This window comes from Wohlfahrtiimonas chitiniclastica DSM 18708, from assembly GCF_000375345.1.
In the GTDB taxonomy this organism is placed as follows: domain Bacteria; phylum Pseudomonadota; class Gammaproteobacteria; order Cardiobacteriales; family Wohlfahrtiimonadaceae; genus Wohlfahrtiimonas; species Wohlfahrtiimonas chitiniclastica.
Genome location: NZ_AQXD01000004.1, coordinates 87,758 through 102,086, shown reverse-complemented (window position 1 = coordinate 102,086; position 14,329 = coordinate 87,758). Strand labels below are relative to the sequence as shown.

The 14,329-nt window shown below is 44.8% G+C and carries 11 protein-coding genes and 1 pseudogene; 7 read left to right on the top strand and 5 right to left on the bottom strand.

Going from position 1 to position 14,329, the window contains the following annotated elements; genetic code table 11:
• Window positions 1-121 precede the first annotated feature (121 nt).
• Together B143_RS0108515 and B143_RS0108510 are read left to right on the top strand one after the other, a co-directional pair.
• Window positions 122-814: a metal-binding protein ZinT gene (locus B143_RS0108515; protein ID WP_018122946.1), complete on the top strand. Its 693-nt coding sequence runs from the start codon at window positions 122-124 to the stop codon at window positions 812-814.
• Window positions 815-959: 145 nt separating this feature from the next.
• Window positions 960-2,225, top strand: a complete 1,266-nt coding sequence (locus B143_RS0108510) for an MFS transporter (RefSeq protein WP_018122945.1) — start codon at window positions 960-962, stop codon at window positions 2,223-2,225.
• Here B143_RS0108510 and folK read toward each other — a convergent pair.
• Window positions 2,222-2,710 carry a 2-amino-4-hydroxy-6-hydroxymethyldihydropteridine diphosphokinase gene (folK, locus tag B143_RS0108505; protein WP_018122944.1) on the bottom strand — a complete coding sequence of 163 codons (489 nt, stop codon included), beginning with the start codon at window positions 2,708-2,710 and terminating at the stop codon, window positions 2,222-2,224. The two genes, B143_RS0108510 and folK, sit on opposite strands and share 4 nt — an antisense overlap.
• Before the next feature lie 289 nt (window positions 2,711-2,999).
• Between folK and B143_RS0108500 the strand changes: the two genes are divergently transcribed.
• Both B143_RS0108500 and clpB read left to right on the top strand, forming a co-directional pair.
• On the top strand, window positions 3,000-3,203 hold the full coding sequence (locus B143_RS0108500; RefSeq protein ID WP_008316013.1) for a cold-shock protein: 204 nt from the start codon (window positions 3,000-3,002) through the stop codon (window positions 3,201-3,203).
• A 245-nt stretch (window positions 3,204-3,448) separates the two neighbouring features.
• On the top strand, window positions 3,449-6,052 hold the full coding sequence (clpB, locus tag B143_RS0108495) for an ATP-dependent chaperone ClpB (protein ID WP_018122943.1): 2,604 nt from the start codon (window positions 3,449-3,451) through the stop codon (window positions 6,050-6,052).
• A gap of 57 nt (window positions 6,053-6,109) precedes the next feature.
• Here clpB and B143_RS0108490 read toward each other — a convergent pair whose 3' ends face one another.
• The gene (locus B143_RS0108490) at window positions 6,110-6,805 is read right to left on the bottom strand and encodes a HEPN domain-containing protein (protein ID WP_018122942.1); all 696 of its coding nucleotides are present in this window, start codon (window positions 6,803-6,805) and stop codon (window positions 6,110-6,112) included.
• A gap of 172 nt (window positions 6,806-6,977) precedes the next feature.
• On the opposite strand from B143_RS0108490, the pseudogene bioB reads away from it, so the two are divergent.
• From bioB to B143_RS0108475, 3 genes and pseudogenes are all read left to right on the top strand, one after another.
• A pseudogene (bioB, locus tag B143_RS0108485) lies at window positions 6,978-7,910 on the top strand (biotin synthase BioB); the annotation flags it as partial.
• A gap of 139 nt (window positions 7,911-8,049) precedes the next feature.
• Entirely contained in the window at window positions 8,050-9,327 is a 1,278-nt protein-coding gene (gene aroA / locus B143_RS0108480; RefSeq protein WP_018122940.1) for a 3-phosphoshikimate 1-carboxyvinyltransferase, read from the top strand.
• Between the two features lie 3 nt (window positions 9,328-9,330).
• Window positions 9,331-9,726 carry a type II secretion system protein GspG gene (locus B143_RS0108475; RefSeq protein WP_018122939.1) on the top strand — a complete coding sequence of 132 codons (396 nt, stop codon included), beginning with the start codon at window positions 9,331-9,333 and terminating at the stop codon, window positions 9,724-9,726.
• Here the strand turns inward: B143_RS0108475 and B143_RS0108470 are convergent.
• The 3 genes from B143_RS0108470 to pbpC are packed head-to-tail and all read right to left on the bottom strand — an operon-like array spanning window position 9,723 to window position 14,318.
• Entirely contained in the window at window positions 9,723-10,250 is a 528-nt protein-coding gene (locus B143_RS0108470; RefSeq protein ID WP_018122938.1) for a GNAT family N-acetyltransferase, read from the bottom strand. The genes B143_RS0108475 and B143_RS0108470 overlap by 4 nt on opposite strands.
• Complete coding sequence (locus B143_RS0108465; protein WP_018122937.1) at window positions 10,247-12,148, bottom strand: FUSC family protein; 1,902 nt, start codon at window positions 12,146-12,148, stop codon at window positions 10,247-10,249. The genes B143_RS0108470 and B143_RS0108465 overlap by 4 nt, the downstream gene beginning before the upstream one ends.
• 43 nt (window positions 12,149-12,191) lie before the next feature.
• The gene (gene pbpC / locus B143_RS0108460) at window positions 12,192-14,318 is read right to left on the bottom strand and encodes a penicillin-binding protein 1C (RefSeq protein WP_018122936.1); all 2,127 of its coding nucleotides are present in this window, start codon (window positions 14,316-14,318) and stop codon (window positions 12,192-12,194) included.
• Window positions 14,319-14,329 lie beyond the last annotated feature (11 nt).

The following is a 14,329-nucleotide window of genomic DNA, read 5'->3' as shown; positions in this document are numbered from 1 at the left end:
TGCAAATTCCTGCAGGATCGAAGCAATTATGAGAATGATTCTTGTTTGCATAAAAAGTGTTCAGTCAATACAGAAAAACCTGTGCTATAACATTGATCCCTTTAACTTTTAGGAGAGTAACATGCAACAAAAGCAGTTGTTATTGGCCCTATCGATGGCGATGGGTTTATCACTTTCTGGCGCATTTGCCCACGGCTCGCATGATCATGATCATGACCACGATCATAGCCATCACCATCATGGGCATCATCATGCACCGATGACGGAAAAACAGATTCAAGCGAGCAAAGGCTATTTTGAGGATCAAGATGTCAAAGATCGTTCATTGAGCGATTGGCAAGGTGCATGGCGTTCTGTTTATCCACTCATTTTAAGCGGTGAGCTTGATGCTGTGATGGAGAAAAAAGCGGCGGATAAAGGCGATCAAACGGCACAAGAGTACAAAGCATATTACACAAAAGGTTATGCCACCGATGTGGAAAACATTGTGATTGATGGCAATGTGATTGCCTTTCATGCGAAAGAAAAATCCACATTTTGTGAATATGCACCTGCAGGGCATAAAATTTTAACGTATCGAAAGGGCAACCGTGGCGTGCGCTATCTTTTTGAGTGTCAGCAAAAGGATTCAGGTGCGCCTTTATTCATTCAGTTCAGCGATCACATCATTGAGCCTCGCGCGGCGGATCATTTCCATTTGTACATGGGCAATGAGTCCCAAGAAGCGTTGTTTGATGAATTGAGCAATTGGCCGACCTATTATCCTGATGCATTATCAAATGCAGAGGTGGTCGAAGAGATGTTGGCGCACTGATGAAACGGATATTTTGCTTTATTTTATTCATTGATCCAAACATAAGCCTCGTGTAATCACGAGGTTTTTTTATGTCCGCAACACAGGGCAAAATCCATTCATTTGGAGTAAGATGCGAATTTTGTTGATCAACTCTAGGATGGATATGAAACAAGCATTGACTCGGTCAGACATTAAAACGCTCTCGCTCTCCTCATTAGGCGGCGCGTTGGAGTTTTATGATTTCATTGTCTTTTTGACCTTTATTCCCATTTTAAAACAGCACTTTTTCCCGGAGCAATCGGGACTTGATTCTTTGATGATGATTTATGGCATCTATGCGGTGGCCTATTTTGTGCGCCCATTAAGTGGCATGATTTTAGCGCCCTTTGGCGACATTGTGGGACGTAAACGCATGTTTATGATCTCGCTCTTTTTAATGGCTGTGCCAACCTTAGCCATCGGTTTATTGCCCACATTTGATGACATTGGCGTTTGGGCGCCGCTTTTATTGCTGTGCATGCGTTTATTGCAGGGGATCGCGTTAGGGGGCGAAGTGCCAAGCGCGCATGTTTTTGTCACAGAGCATGTCAAATCGCATCATATGGGGCTTGCCAATAGTTTAATTGCTGCAGGGCTCACCTTTGGGGTGTTCATTGGTTATGCCATTTCCACCTCATTGAACTTCATTTTTACGGAAGCAGAAATCCACGCATATGCATGGCGTTTTCCTTTCATCATTGGGGGTGGCTTAGGGTTATTGGCGCTCTATTTACGTCGCTCATTGCAAGAAACGCCGGTCTTTTTACAATTTAAAGAAGAGCGCAAAAAAAGCAGCGAATTCCCCATGAAAACAGTGTTGCAAAAATATTTAAAAGAGAGCTTTTGGGGCGTCATGAGCACGTGGCTATTAATGACAGGCGTCATTATGGTGCTGCTCATTCCAAATTTAATGAAATCAGAACTTTATGGATTGCCTGCAGATTTTGTCAATAAAATTGCATTGTTGGCCACGGCAATGAACATCATTGGCAGCGTGATTGCTGGCTTATTGGTGGATCGCATTGGCTTGCCACGCACGATGATTGTGTTTGCGACGATTTTAGGCATCAGCAGCACGATTTTCTTCAATGCTCTTGGGCAGGGCGGCGATCACACCTTGATTGCATCACTATATATGGCAAGTTCGCTCTTTTTAGGCTTAGTGGCGTGTGTGCCGATCTTCATTGTACGTTTATATGAGCCGCATGTGCGTTTATCGGGCATGGGCTTTTCTTATAACATTGGGAATGCACTCTTTGGTGGGCTCACCACATTTTTAGTGCCCGTGATCGCCGAGCAATTGAATGAGAACTTTGTCACCCATTATCTGATTTTCCTTTGTGTGCTTGGCGTTGCCTTAGGCTTTGTGGCCAAGCGCTTTCGCCTTTAAAGATCTAACGGAATCACATAATCTTCAGGGTCATTGCGGGCAATGAGATCGACAATGGCCCCTTGTGGCAAGATTAAATCGGGCGCAATTTCATAAAGGGGAATCAACACAAAATTGCGCTCGTGCATTCTTGGATGAGGCACAATGAGCGCGGAATCATCATTGACCCAATCCTCATAAAGCAATACATCCAAATCCAAAGTGCGCGCGCCAAAACGAACTGTACGTGTGCGCCCATGCTTGAGCTCAATGGCTTGTAGGGCATGCAAAAGCTCATAAGGTGATAAAGCGGTTTGCAAGGCAATCACAGCATTGATGATGTCAGGCTGTGCGGGGCCTATGGGTTTGGTGCGATAGAATTTTGAGCGTTCAATGATCGACGTGTTGGGCAATTGTGCGATCTCTTCAAGCGCTGTTGTGAGCTGTGCTACTGGATTTTCAAGATTTGCGCCCAGTGCAATGTAGGTGGTTGATAATGAATGCATAATAATGGATTAAATTTGGTGATCAAAAGCTCATCATATACGCTTTTTTATTGCATGCAACTCTCGCTTTTAATATCAATGGGTTATGTATTTTATGATACAGCGTAGCAAAGACACATTTGCGGTATTTTGATTAATATTTCATTTATTTGATCATTTTTGTTGCAAAGCATACAAATAACACGTAATGTAATGAGCATCACTATTAAATTTGTGGTGAGGCTTATCCATTTGGGTAAGTGGTTTGAAAACGACTATGAATATAGTCACTCTTTGTTTGAGGTTAAATATGCGTATCGGAACTGTAAAATGGTTCAATGAGTCTAAAGGTTTTGGTTTCATCACTCCTGAAGATGGTTCACCAGATGTATTCGTTCACTTTTCAACGATTCAAGGTGATGGCTTCCGTACTTTAGCGGAAGGTCAGAAGGTAGAATTTGAAGCTAAAGAAGGCGACAAAGGTTTACAAACTACTGTTTGTCGTGGTCTTTAATAGACTCTATTACACTGATATATAATAAGAAAATGTGTTTTAAGATATTGTTCTCAAACTGAGAGTGAATATAAGTATTAAAACGTATCTTTCTATTGAATTAAACCCCGGTTCTGATCGGGGTTTTTTTGCACCTCAAAAAAGCTGTGGATAACTTTGTGAATCGCTCTTGTTTTTTTTAATTTCAGTCCCATTATGTTAGTCAGCAAAGATTAATAAAAAATTACTGATAAGGAGAACCAACGATGAGTTCAGAAAAATTTACAACAACCTTAACATCAGCATTATCCGAGGCTCAAAGCATTGCCATTGAGCATCACAACCAGTTTTTAGAACCCGCCCATGTTTTGCTTGCCATGCTTAAGCAAAAAGATGGCTCTGTGTTGCCAATTTTGCGTCAGTGTCGCGTCAATGTGAACCGTTTGACCGATGATGTTGAAGCATTGATCAAGAAAATGCCGCAAGTTGAAGGCACCAATGATTTTCAAGTGAGCAAAGAGTTTCAACGCACATTGATTGCCGCTGAAAAGGCAGCGAATGCACGTGGGGATCAATACATCTCCTCAGAGATCTTTTTGCTTGGCATATTAGAAGAAAAAGGGGCGCTTACCGACCTTTTAAAAGATGCCGGTTTGAAAAAAGAGACATTATCAACCGTGATTGACAATTTACGCGGAGGTGAAGCCGTGAATGATGCAAATTCTGAAGAGAACCGTCAGGCGCTCTCTAAATATACGGTGGATTTAACAAAGCGTGCTGAAGAGGGAAAACTTGATCCTGTGATTGGCCGTGATGATGAGATTCGTCGCTGCATTCAGGTCTTGTCACGCCGCACAAAAAATAACCCTGTGTTGATTGGTGAACCGGGCGTGGGTAAAACCGCCATCATTGAAGGTTTAGCGCAGCGCATTGTCAATGGCGAAGTGCCAGAAGGCTTAAAAAACAAATCCGTTTTATCCTTAGACATGGGCGCATTGATCGCAGGGGCAAAATTCCGCGGTGAGTTTGAAGAGCGTTTAAAAGCTGTGCTCAATGAGCTTGGCAAACAAGATGGCCGCATCATTTTATTCATTGATGAAATCCATACAATGGTGGGCGCAGGTAAAGGCGATGGTGCAATGGATGCGGGTAACATGTTAAAACCTGCATTGTCACGCGGTGAATTGCACTGTATTGGTGCGACAACGCTTGATGAATATCGTCAATACATTGAGAAAGATCCAGCGCTTGAACGCCGCTTCCAACGTGTATTGGTGGATGAACCGACCGTTGAAGACACCATTGCCATTTTGCGTGGTTTAAAAGAGCGCTATGAGATTCACCATGGTGTGGAAATTACGGATCCTGCGATTGTTGCTGCGGCAACTTTATCAAACCGTTACATCACGGATCGACAATTGCCTGATAAAGCGATTGATCTTATCGATGAAGCGGCAAGCTTGGTGCGCATGGAAATCGACTCTAAACCTGAAGAGATGGATAAATTAGATCGCCGTTTGATTCAATTGAAAATCGAGCGTGAAGCCATCAAAAAAGAGAAAGATGATGCCTCTAAAAAACGCTTAGAAATCTTAGAGCAAGAGATTGAAGACTTATCAAAAGAGTATTCAGACCTTGAAGAGGTTTGGAAAAAAGAGAAAAGCGTGATGCAGGGCGCAACTTCCATTAAGGAAGACTTAGAAAAAGCGCGCAATGAAATGGAGGCGGCTCGTCGCTCTGGGGATTTAGCGAAAATGAGTGAGTTGCAATATGGCCGCATTCCTGAATTAGAGGCGCAGCTTAAAGAAGCGCAGGCAAATGAAGGGGATGTTGAACGTAAAAATCAGCTCGTGCGCACGAATGTGACGTCCGAAGAGATTGCAGAAATTGTCTCTAAATGGACAGGCATTCCGGTCACGCGCATGCTAGAAGGTGAACGCGAAAAATTGTTGCATATGGAAAGCTTTTTAGCGAACCAAGTGATTGGGCAAAAAGAGGCGATCTCTGCGGTGTCTGATGCCGTGCGCCGTTCTCGTGCGGGCTTATCTGATCCTAATCGTCCGATTGGCTCCTTCCTATTTTTAGGGCCAACGGGTGTCGGTAAAACAGAATTGACCAAAGCATTGGCAAATTTCTTGTTTGACTCAGAAGCCGCAATGATCCGCATTGATATGTCCGAGTTCATGGAGAAACATTCCGTGGCACGTTTAATTGGTGCGCCTCCAGGCTATGTGGGTTATGAGGAAGGTGGTTATTTAACTGAAGCAGTGCGTCGCCGTCCATATTCTGTGATTTTGTTGGATGAAGTGGAAAAAGCGCATCCGGATGTGTTTAACATTCTTTTACAAGTGCTTGATGATGGTCGCTTAACCGATGGCCAAGGCCGCACCGTGGACTTTAAAAATACGGTGATTGTGATGACATCCAACTTAGGTTCCGGCATCATTCAAGAGCAAACCCATGCGCTTTCGAACATGGATGAGAAAGATCAGTACGAAGCGATTAAAGCCTCTGTGATGGATGTGGTTGGGCAACATTTTAGACCTGAATTCATCAACCGTATTGATGACATTGTGGTCTTCCATCCGCTTAATAAAGAGAACATTCGTTCGATCGCAAAATTACAAGTGGATCGCGTGATCAAACGTTTAGCGGATCAAGAGATCGAGTTGGCCATCACAGATGGTGCATTAGATGAGTTGGGCGAAGTGGGTTATGATCCTGTCTTTGGTGCGCGTCCATTGAAACGTGCGATTCAGATTCATCTAGAAAATCCATTGGCGAAATCCTTCTTAAATGGTGAATTTAAGCCAAAAGATCATGTGCTCATTGGCGATGATTTATCGTTCCACGTGAAACATCACGAATAAGTGACACAAAAAACCTCGGCACTGCCGAGGTTTTTTTATGCCTGTTTTTACCATTAATTAATCATGAATCACTGGATAAAATGGGCGACCCCAAATGGGATCTTCAGGATTATTGAGCACCACAATGGCAAACACTGGCACTAAATGGCTGAGTAAACCGCAGGCTTGTTGTAATTGTTTGCGGTTTAAACGGCTGCCAAAGCTAGAGCCCCCATGAAAGATTTGATTGCGAAGGGTATAAATGCGCTCAAACAAAATGAGGAGCAAAGTTTTGGTGTCATGATTTTTAAGAGATTGATTTGCTTTAATGTTTTCATCTTCAAAGCGAGCACGCCAATAACTTTCAGGTTGATCGGTTTCTTGATTGTGATAATCCCAAAACGGGCGAAATGCATAGTGATTTTTCAAAAACATGTGAATTTGAGAAGAGAATAGATCCCATAAAATCTTCTCTAATTTATCCCCCTCTTTTTGTACCATGATGTGGATGAAGTCTTTAAAGCGCTCTTTATCATCCTGAAACCCTTGGCAGGCATAAATGGCATTAAATGCCACCCATAGATTCATAAATTGCATGTCTAATGTGTCGGGTAATTTATGTTTATTCGGTTTGCTTGGATGTGGCACGGGCGTGCGTAAACGCTCGGCGCTGTTGAGCCAACTTAATGTGCGATAAATGCGGTGTTGAACTTCTGCCGGCAAGCTGTCACTTTTTTCTTTAAATTGTTTTTCTAAGGTTTTTAAATAACTCATCGCATCCTCATTGTCGTTATTGTTGATTGGTCTTGATGGTCACAATTTAACACAATTGGTATTTTGATGAGGCTGAGTTATGTAAATCATATGAATTTAATTCTGGTTTACATTCAGCCCAACTTTCCTCTATGATATGGGGCGTTACCATTATTATTAATCTGAGAATCGTATGAGTAAAAAAGTTTGGACCATTGAAGAAGCCGATGCGCTCTTTAAAAAACCACTGTTTGAATTATTGTTCGAAGCCCAGCAGGTGCATCGTCAGCATTTTGACCCAACCAAAATTCAAGTGAGCCGTTTGTTATCCATTAAAACAGGTCGCTGCTCTGAAGACTGTAAATATTGCTCGCAAAGCGTGCATCATGACACAGGTTTAGAAGCAGAAAAATTGATGGAAGTGCAAAAAGTCATTGAGGCTGCGAAAAAAGCGAAAGAAGATGGCGCGAGCCGTTTTTGTATGGGCGCGGCTTGGCGTAACCCGAAACCGCGTGACATGCCTTACATCAAAAAAATGATTGAAGAGGTCAAAGGCCTTGGCATGGAAACTTGTATGACGCTTGGCCAACTCACAGCAGAGCAAGCAAATGAGTTGGCAAATACGGGTTTAGATTACTACAACCATAACTTAGACACTTCCCCTGAATTCTATGGTGAAATTGTCACCACGCATAATTATCAAAACCGCTTAGATACATTAGATCATGTGCGTAACTCTGGCATGAAGATTTGTTCAGGCGGCATCATCGGTTTAGGTGAATCACAAAAGGATCGCGCATCCCTTTTGGTGCAATTAGCGAACATGCTCACGCCGCCAGAAAGCGTGCCAATTAACCGTTTGATCCCGATTCAAGGCACGCCATTAGGTGGCAATGATCCTGTGGATGATTTTGACTTTGTACGCACGATTGCTGTGGCGCGCATCATGATGCCAAAATCCATGGTGCGTTTATCGGCTGGCCGTGAAACCATGAGCTCTGAATTGCAAGCGTTATGCTTTATGGCAGGTGCTAACTCCATTTTCTATGGCGCTAAATTATTAACCAGCCCCAATGCGGCTGAAGATGTGGACAATGCACTCTTTGAGCGTTTGAACTTAACGCCTGCAGAGAGTCCAATGATCGATGCGTGTTGATCCACGCATCAGACAATAGTCACAAGTGCCCTTCAGTGTTAAACTTTAGGGCACTTTTTGTATGATATGTTGTATATTTCTAATTCAATGATGATCGGATGGGTGATGTATGGAAACATTAGCGCTTTCTAAAGTGACACACGCAGCAGGGACAATGACTGTACCCGGCTCAAAAAGTATTTCAAATCGTGCGCTATTATTAGCCGCATTGGCCGATGGTAAAACCCATTTGAAGGGTTTATTAGACAGTGATGATGTGCGCTATATGACTGAAGCTTTACTTGCGCTTGGCATTCAAATTGAACGCATCAGCCCAACAGAATGCATCATTGAAGGCAATCAAGGTCATCTACCAAATAAAGAGGCAGAACTCTTTTTAGGCAATGCAGGCACGGCATTTCGCTCTTTAACGGCGGCGCTTGCCCTCAATCAAGGGCATTATGTGTTGCGCGGCATTCCTCGTATGCATGAACGTCCGATCAAAGATTTGGTGGAAGCCTTGCAATCGATGGGGTTAATGATCCACTATTTAGACAATGACGGTTATCCGCCGCTTGAGATTTTTAATGCAGAAGTGATGCATTCTGAAGTTTCAGTCAAAGGCTCGGTGTCTAGCCAGTTTTTAACGGCGCTGCTTTTAACCCTCCCGATGACAAAAAAGGCGATGACCATTCACATTGATGGCGAATTGATCTCAAAACCTTACATCACCATCACTTTAGCGATGCTCAAAGACTTTGGCATTGTGGTGGAAAATCGCAATTGGCAATCGTTTTACATTCCGGCAGGGCAAACTTATCAAGCGGTGGCGCATTATGATGTTGAGGGTGATGCATCAAGTGCTTCTTATTTTGCAGCCCTTGGCGCCATTGGCGGTGAGATTACGTTGCAAGGCATCGGCACACAAACCATTCAAGGCGATGTGGAGTTTTTGCGCGCCCTTGAAATGATGGGCGCAGAAGTTGAGTGGCATGACCATCACGTCGTGGTGACAAAGCCTGCATCAGGATTGCGCGCCATTGATTTAGATTGCAATCACATTCCCGATGCAGCCATGACATTGGCTGTGCTTGCTTTGTTTGCAAAAGGCACAACCACTCTTCGCAACATTGGCAGTTGGCGCGTGAAAGAGACCGATCGCATCCATGCCATGGCTACAGAGCTCACTAAACTTGGCGCGATTGTGGAAGAAGGTGAAGATTATTTGGTCATTACGCCTGTTGATCGGCTCAATGAAAATGTCTCGATTGGCACATATGATGATCACCGCATGGCGATGTGTTTTTCGTTGTGCAGCTTTTTAGTGCCCGTGATCATTGAAGATCCAGCATGCGTCAATAAAACTTTCCCCACATACTTTAATGAATTTAAAGCATTGGTGCGCTGATTCATGGTCAATCATGCACTTGGGGCGTTTTATAAGCGCTCATTGTCTTTAGTGGAATTGATGATCATTTCGGTGATCATCGCCATTGTGGTCACCATCTTAGGGCAAAAGTTTTTGGGCTTTGATGATGACAGTAAATGGGTGTCAGTCAAACAGAACATTCGTTCCATTGAAGGGGCGCTCAATCTTTATTATAAAGATGTGGGGCATTATCCTACGACAGAGCAGGGTTTACAAAGCTTGATCACAAATCCTCAAGTGGTCAATTGGCATGGACCTTATATTGCCGAACGTTTGATTGTGGATCCTTGGGGGCGATTGTATCGTTATGAAGCCTCAAATGGTGAATACATCATCTCATCACATGGCAAACATGGCTTAAAAGAGACACAACCTTAAGTGAGGGTTTTACGCATCGCACAGCGTTGATCTGGTAAAAAACCCGCCTCAGTCTCTTCGCCAAGCACATCTAATAAAAAGAGGGAAAGCTCGGTGTCAGGGATTTCCACAAAGCCTAAATGCTCATACATCGGGCCATTCCACTCCACTTTTCTAAAGGTGGTGAGCGTGATATTGGTGATGTTTTTCTCATGCATGTCTGCCTCTAAAGCTTGCATGAGTGCTTTGCCAACACCTTGGCTTTGCCACTCTTCGCGCACAGAAAATTCACAAATATGAAACGCATCTTGCATTTGAACGCCACTGATAAAACCAATGGGTTGATCATCATGAATGGCCACCCAACTATTTTTCTGTGTGACAAAGCGCTGATGATCTTCCACTGAATGGACATCAGCCGTTGCAATCCATGCCAATTCAGGGATGCTCGCAAAACGCGCAGCAGCTGAGCGCTCCACTTCAGGCAAATGTTCGCAATCATCATTGCGGGTTAATCGTATTTCAAAATGCGGTTGTTCGATCATATTGCGGTTGTCTCTGACTTAAAGGCGGATTGTAACACATCAATTTCCTTTGCGATGCTTGAAAAGCCCGGAATCGTAGGAATGGGCAGCGCATCGTACTGCATATCCGATTGAGCATGATTGGCCAATGTCTCAAATAAATAGAGTAAATTTGCCAACGCTTGCGGGCTCAATGTGGGGCGATGTTGCATGTGGGCAGCACGCTCAAGGAGTACCGATAGCTTATCAAGTGAATAGATGATCGGCCAATAGTATTCAATTAACGCTTTGTTTTTTGGAATCTCGCCAATGGCTGCAGTGTAAAGCGCGGTGAGGTTGGCAAGGTTGGTTTGCATTTTTAGGCTGCGGATTTTAAGTTGCGCGTCAGCATCTTCGTTGTGTGGACCAAAGAGCAACAGTAACATTTGGGATTGACTGCGAAGGGTGCGCATCAAAATGCGTGGCATGCGCACAGATGCTGAGCGTTTACCCATGATCATCACGCCAATGATCCCGATGATGCTACCGATGGCCACATCTAAAATGCGCGCGCCGGCAAAGTGCACAAAGGAGAAATCTCCCGCGGAGATGGTTTCTGCCAACAATAGCGCATTGGGCGTAATGAAGATCACCGCTAAACCATAATTTTTAACGATGCACAGCTCTGTCATAATGGTAAAGAGCAAAATAAAGAGGGCAATCGGGTAGCCTGTGGGCTCAAAATAGAGGATTAAACTTGCGATGATGATCCCGATCATCGTGCCAAGGGAACGCTGAAGGGCTCTGTGGAGCGTTGCCACCATCGATGCGCCAGACATCACCGCCACACACGATAACGGAATCCAATAAGAGCGCGTAAAATCAAAGCCATGGGCAATGAGCGAGGCAATTGTGGTGATGATGCCAAAGCGCACAGCGGTTAAAAAGACTAAGGAATTGCGATCAAGGGCTTGGGCTAAAATCATGCGAATGCTCACTTGATCATCCGCCGTGAGGGCAGGGAGCGTGGCAACGGGTGCAGTTAGAGCATCATGCATGGCGATAAAGTTATCCACAAGCGGTAAATCAGCCGGTGGTTTGGGCAATGTAGATGTCTGTTTGAAGGATTTGAGATTGCGTAAAATCTCTGTTAAATAATCGTGGGCCTCTTTTGGCATCGGGCTTGAAGATTGCTCTTCCCGAATGGAGAGCTCAATCAAATATTCATTGCCCGCAACTGCTAAATGCAATAAGCGGCGATAAGTTTCAGAGGGTGACCACGGCAAGCGCCCTGCCATTAACGTTTCATGGGCTTCCTTAAAGGCAGCCATGGCTTTATATTTTTCACCATGAAAGGCATCCGTGCCTGCTTTGTCTGTCAATTGAATGAGTTGCTGATACGCTTTTTGTAGGGATTGAATCTCTGGGCGATGGGGATGAATCAAAAAGCCACTCATGGCAATGAGCCAAGAGAGCATTGCGCCGAAACTCACTAAACCTGCACGCATCAATGCGCCAGCGAAGTCCACATGTGGCATATCTGCCGTGAGGGCAAAAATCAGCACAAAGAAAATGGCAGAAGGCCCAATGAATTTCAGTGCATTGAAAATGAATAGGGTCACGGCAGCAATTGCGCCCATTACAACCGCCACAGCAATCGGATAAGGCGCTGTGATTGAGCCTAAGAGCGAGGCGATCACCATCGCGATGCCTACAAACAATAAGCGTTTAGAGAGGTGCGCATACGGCAGGCGAAAGGCATAGAGATAGGTGAAGCCGCCAAGCCCTGCCATCAATCCATATGGTAAAAGATTGAGCCATAAGCCGATGAATATGGGCAATGTCATGGCAATGCCTGCACCGATGGCGCGTTCCCATGGAAATGAACGTTCGTTGACGGCGATGGCTTCGCGAATCATCGCCGAGAGTTTATCTTTCATAGTGGCCCTCATGCGTCATTAAAGAACCATTATACGGCATTTCTCACTCGCGCACTTCAAACACAATGCGGTGCACTTTTTGCGCATGATCCTGCACACTTAAAGTGTGTTGCCCAAGCGTTAAGTTTGGAATATCCAGCTTGTTGTCCTCAAGCAATTGACCATTTAAATACCAACGAAACGGCGGATTACCACGTGCCGTTAGGGCAATCGAATGGGGGCTTTTGTAAATGATGCTCTGATTTTGTAGCGTTAAAATCTCTGCCGATTGCAGCAGTAATGGTGCTTTCGTGAGCAGTTGCGGCCAGCCAAAATGTGGCATTTCTCCCGGGGAATCATAGAGCGTGGGCGGCGTTTGTCCTTTGATGGCATCGATGGTGTATTGTTGTTCACAGGCTTCAATGGGTACATCTGTCATGTTGCGGCCACTTGGCCAACAAATGGTTTCTGTCGTAATGCCGCGCGGCTTTGTGAGGGTTGTTTGATCTTTAGGTAATAGATTAAAGACATCAAACAGAAGCGGCGTTGCATAGCGATTGGCGAGCGCGCCCACATTCGGTACACCATCAGGACGACCGACCCACACGCCTACTGTCCAATCGGCAGTTGTCCCGAGTGCCCAGCCATCACGATAGCCATAACTTGTGCCTGTTTTCCATGCAATTTTACGGGGATTAAAACGATTGGCGGGGCGTGTTTGGCTGAGGATTTTATGGGTGATCCAAGCGGCTTCTGGGGATAAAATTTGCCCGGTACTTGTGACGGTTTTCGGCGTCACTGTCATCGGATAAATTTGACCCTGTGTGGATAAACTTGAAAACAAGCGCACTTGTTCCCACAGCGAAATGCCAACGCCGCCCAAAATCATGCTGAGGGTTGGGTAATCAATGGAGAGCTCAATGCCACTTTGGCGCAATTTTTGGGTGAAATAATGGGGCGTTAAATGTTGAAACACTTGCACAACCGGCACATTTAAAGAGAGCTGTAGCGCACGAAACATTGGCACAGCGCCCCTAACTTCATTGTCAAAGTTTTTGGGATAATAGCCATCAAAGCCGCGGCGCACATCCGTGAGGAGGCTCGCTTCATGGATGATGCCATAATCCATCGCCATGCCATAAGCAAAGGGCTTTAATGTTGAACCTGGCGAGCGAATGGCCGTCACCATGTCCACATAACCAAAACGTTCTGCATTAAAAAGGTCAGCCGAGCCCACATAAGCGGCAATGGCGTGCGTGTGATTATTCACCACCAACACAGCACCTGAGGCTTTTGCAGGCCATGTTTTACTCTGTGAGCGAAGGAGAGATTCAATTTTGCGTTGTAATTGACCATCAAGCGTTGTGTGGATCACATGTTGATCGGATTGTTGCTTTAAATTTTCCGCCAATAAAGGTGCGGAAAATTGCGTGCTTGAGGGCGCGTAATTAATGGGTTCTTGTTGATAGCGAAGGGCATCTGTGGGCGAAATTTCGCCAAAATCTGCCAAGCGTGCCAAGACTTTATTGCGTGCTTGCATGGCTTTTGTTAATGAATGATCCGGGCGATACACGCTTGGGCGCTGCGGTAATGCCACCAATAATGCGCTTTCTGCGATGTTAAGGCTCGCCGCATCTTTACCAAAGTAACGCCAGCTTGCAGTTTGTACACCTTCAATGTTGCCCCCCATCGGTGCAATGTTGATGTACAGGGTTAAAATTTCTGCTTTCGTCAGCTGTTGTTCAAGCTGAATGGCTCGAAACATCTGCTCGATTTTACCCGTGAAAGTGCGTTCATGCGGATAGAGTAAACGTGCCACTTGCATGGTTAAGGTTGAGCTGCCTGAGATGATTTTACGGTGCGCCACCCATTGCCCAAAGGCACGCAATGTGGCTAAGGGATTGATGCCAAAATGGTGATAAAAATAGCGATCTTCATAATGAATCAAGGCATTGAGATAGTTCGGATTGACATCATCCAGTGTCACCCAATGGCGGAAAATGCCTTCTGAGTCGGCAAATTGTCTGAGCACTTCACCTTTTTGATCCACCACCACAACCGAAGGTTCAATTTTTGGAATCGACAAAGGATAACGATGGTTAAAGATCAAGAATGCCGCAATCAAGAGCAGCACTAAGCCCGTAAATGTGGCACAAAGCAGTGTGATGAGCCGAAGGATAAATGCACGCATATAAGGCATCA

What these genes read in the sequence shown, in the direction of transcription:
- B143_RS0108515 (WP_018122946.1), top strand. Translation starts at nt 122, where the DNA reads ATGCAACAAAAGCAGTTGTTATTGGCCCTATCGATGGCGATGGGTTTA.
- B143_RS0108510 (WP_018122945.1), top strand. Translation starts at nt 960, where the DNA reads ATGAAACAAGCATTGACTCGGTCAGACATTAAAACGCTCTCGCTCTCC.
- folK (WP_018122944.1), bottom strand. Translation starts at nt 2,710, where the DNA reads ATGCATTCATTATCAACCACCTACATTGCACTGGGCGCAAATCTTGAA.
- B143_RS0108500 (WP_008316013.1), top strand. Translation starts at nt 3,000, where the DNA reads ATGCGTATCGGAACTGTAAAATGGTTCAATGAGTCTAAAGGTTTTGGT.
- clpB (WP_018122943.1), top strand. Translation starts at nt 3,449, where the DNA reads ATGAGTTCAGAAAAATTTACAACAACCTTAACATCAGCATTATCCGAG.
- B143_RS0108490 (WP_018122942.1), bottom strand. Translation starts at nt 6,805, where the DNA reads ATGAGTTATTTAAAAACCTTAGAAAAACAATTTAAAGAAAAAAGTGAC.
- aroA (WP_018122940.1), top strand. Translation starts at nt 8,050, where the DNA reads ATGGAAACATTAGCGCTTTCTAAAGTGACACACGCAGCAGGGACAATG.
- B143_RS0108475 (WP_018122939.1), top strand. Translation starts at nt 9,331, where the DNA reads ATGGTCAATCATGCACTTGGGGCGTTTTATAAGCGCTCATTGTCTTTA.
- B143_RS0108470 (WP_018122938.1), bottom strand. Translation starts at nt 10,250, where the DNA reads ATGATCGAACAACCGCATTTTGAAATACGATTAACCCGCAATGATGAT.
- B143_RS0108465 (WP_018122937.1), bottom strand. Translation starts at nt 12,148, where the DNA reads ATGAAAGATAAACTCTCGGCGATGATTCGCGAAGCCATCGCCGTCAAC.
- pbpC (WP_018122936.1), bottom strand. Translation starts at nt 14,318, where the DNA reads ATGCGTGCATTTATCCTTCGGCTCATCACACTGCTTTGTGCCACATTT.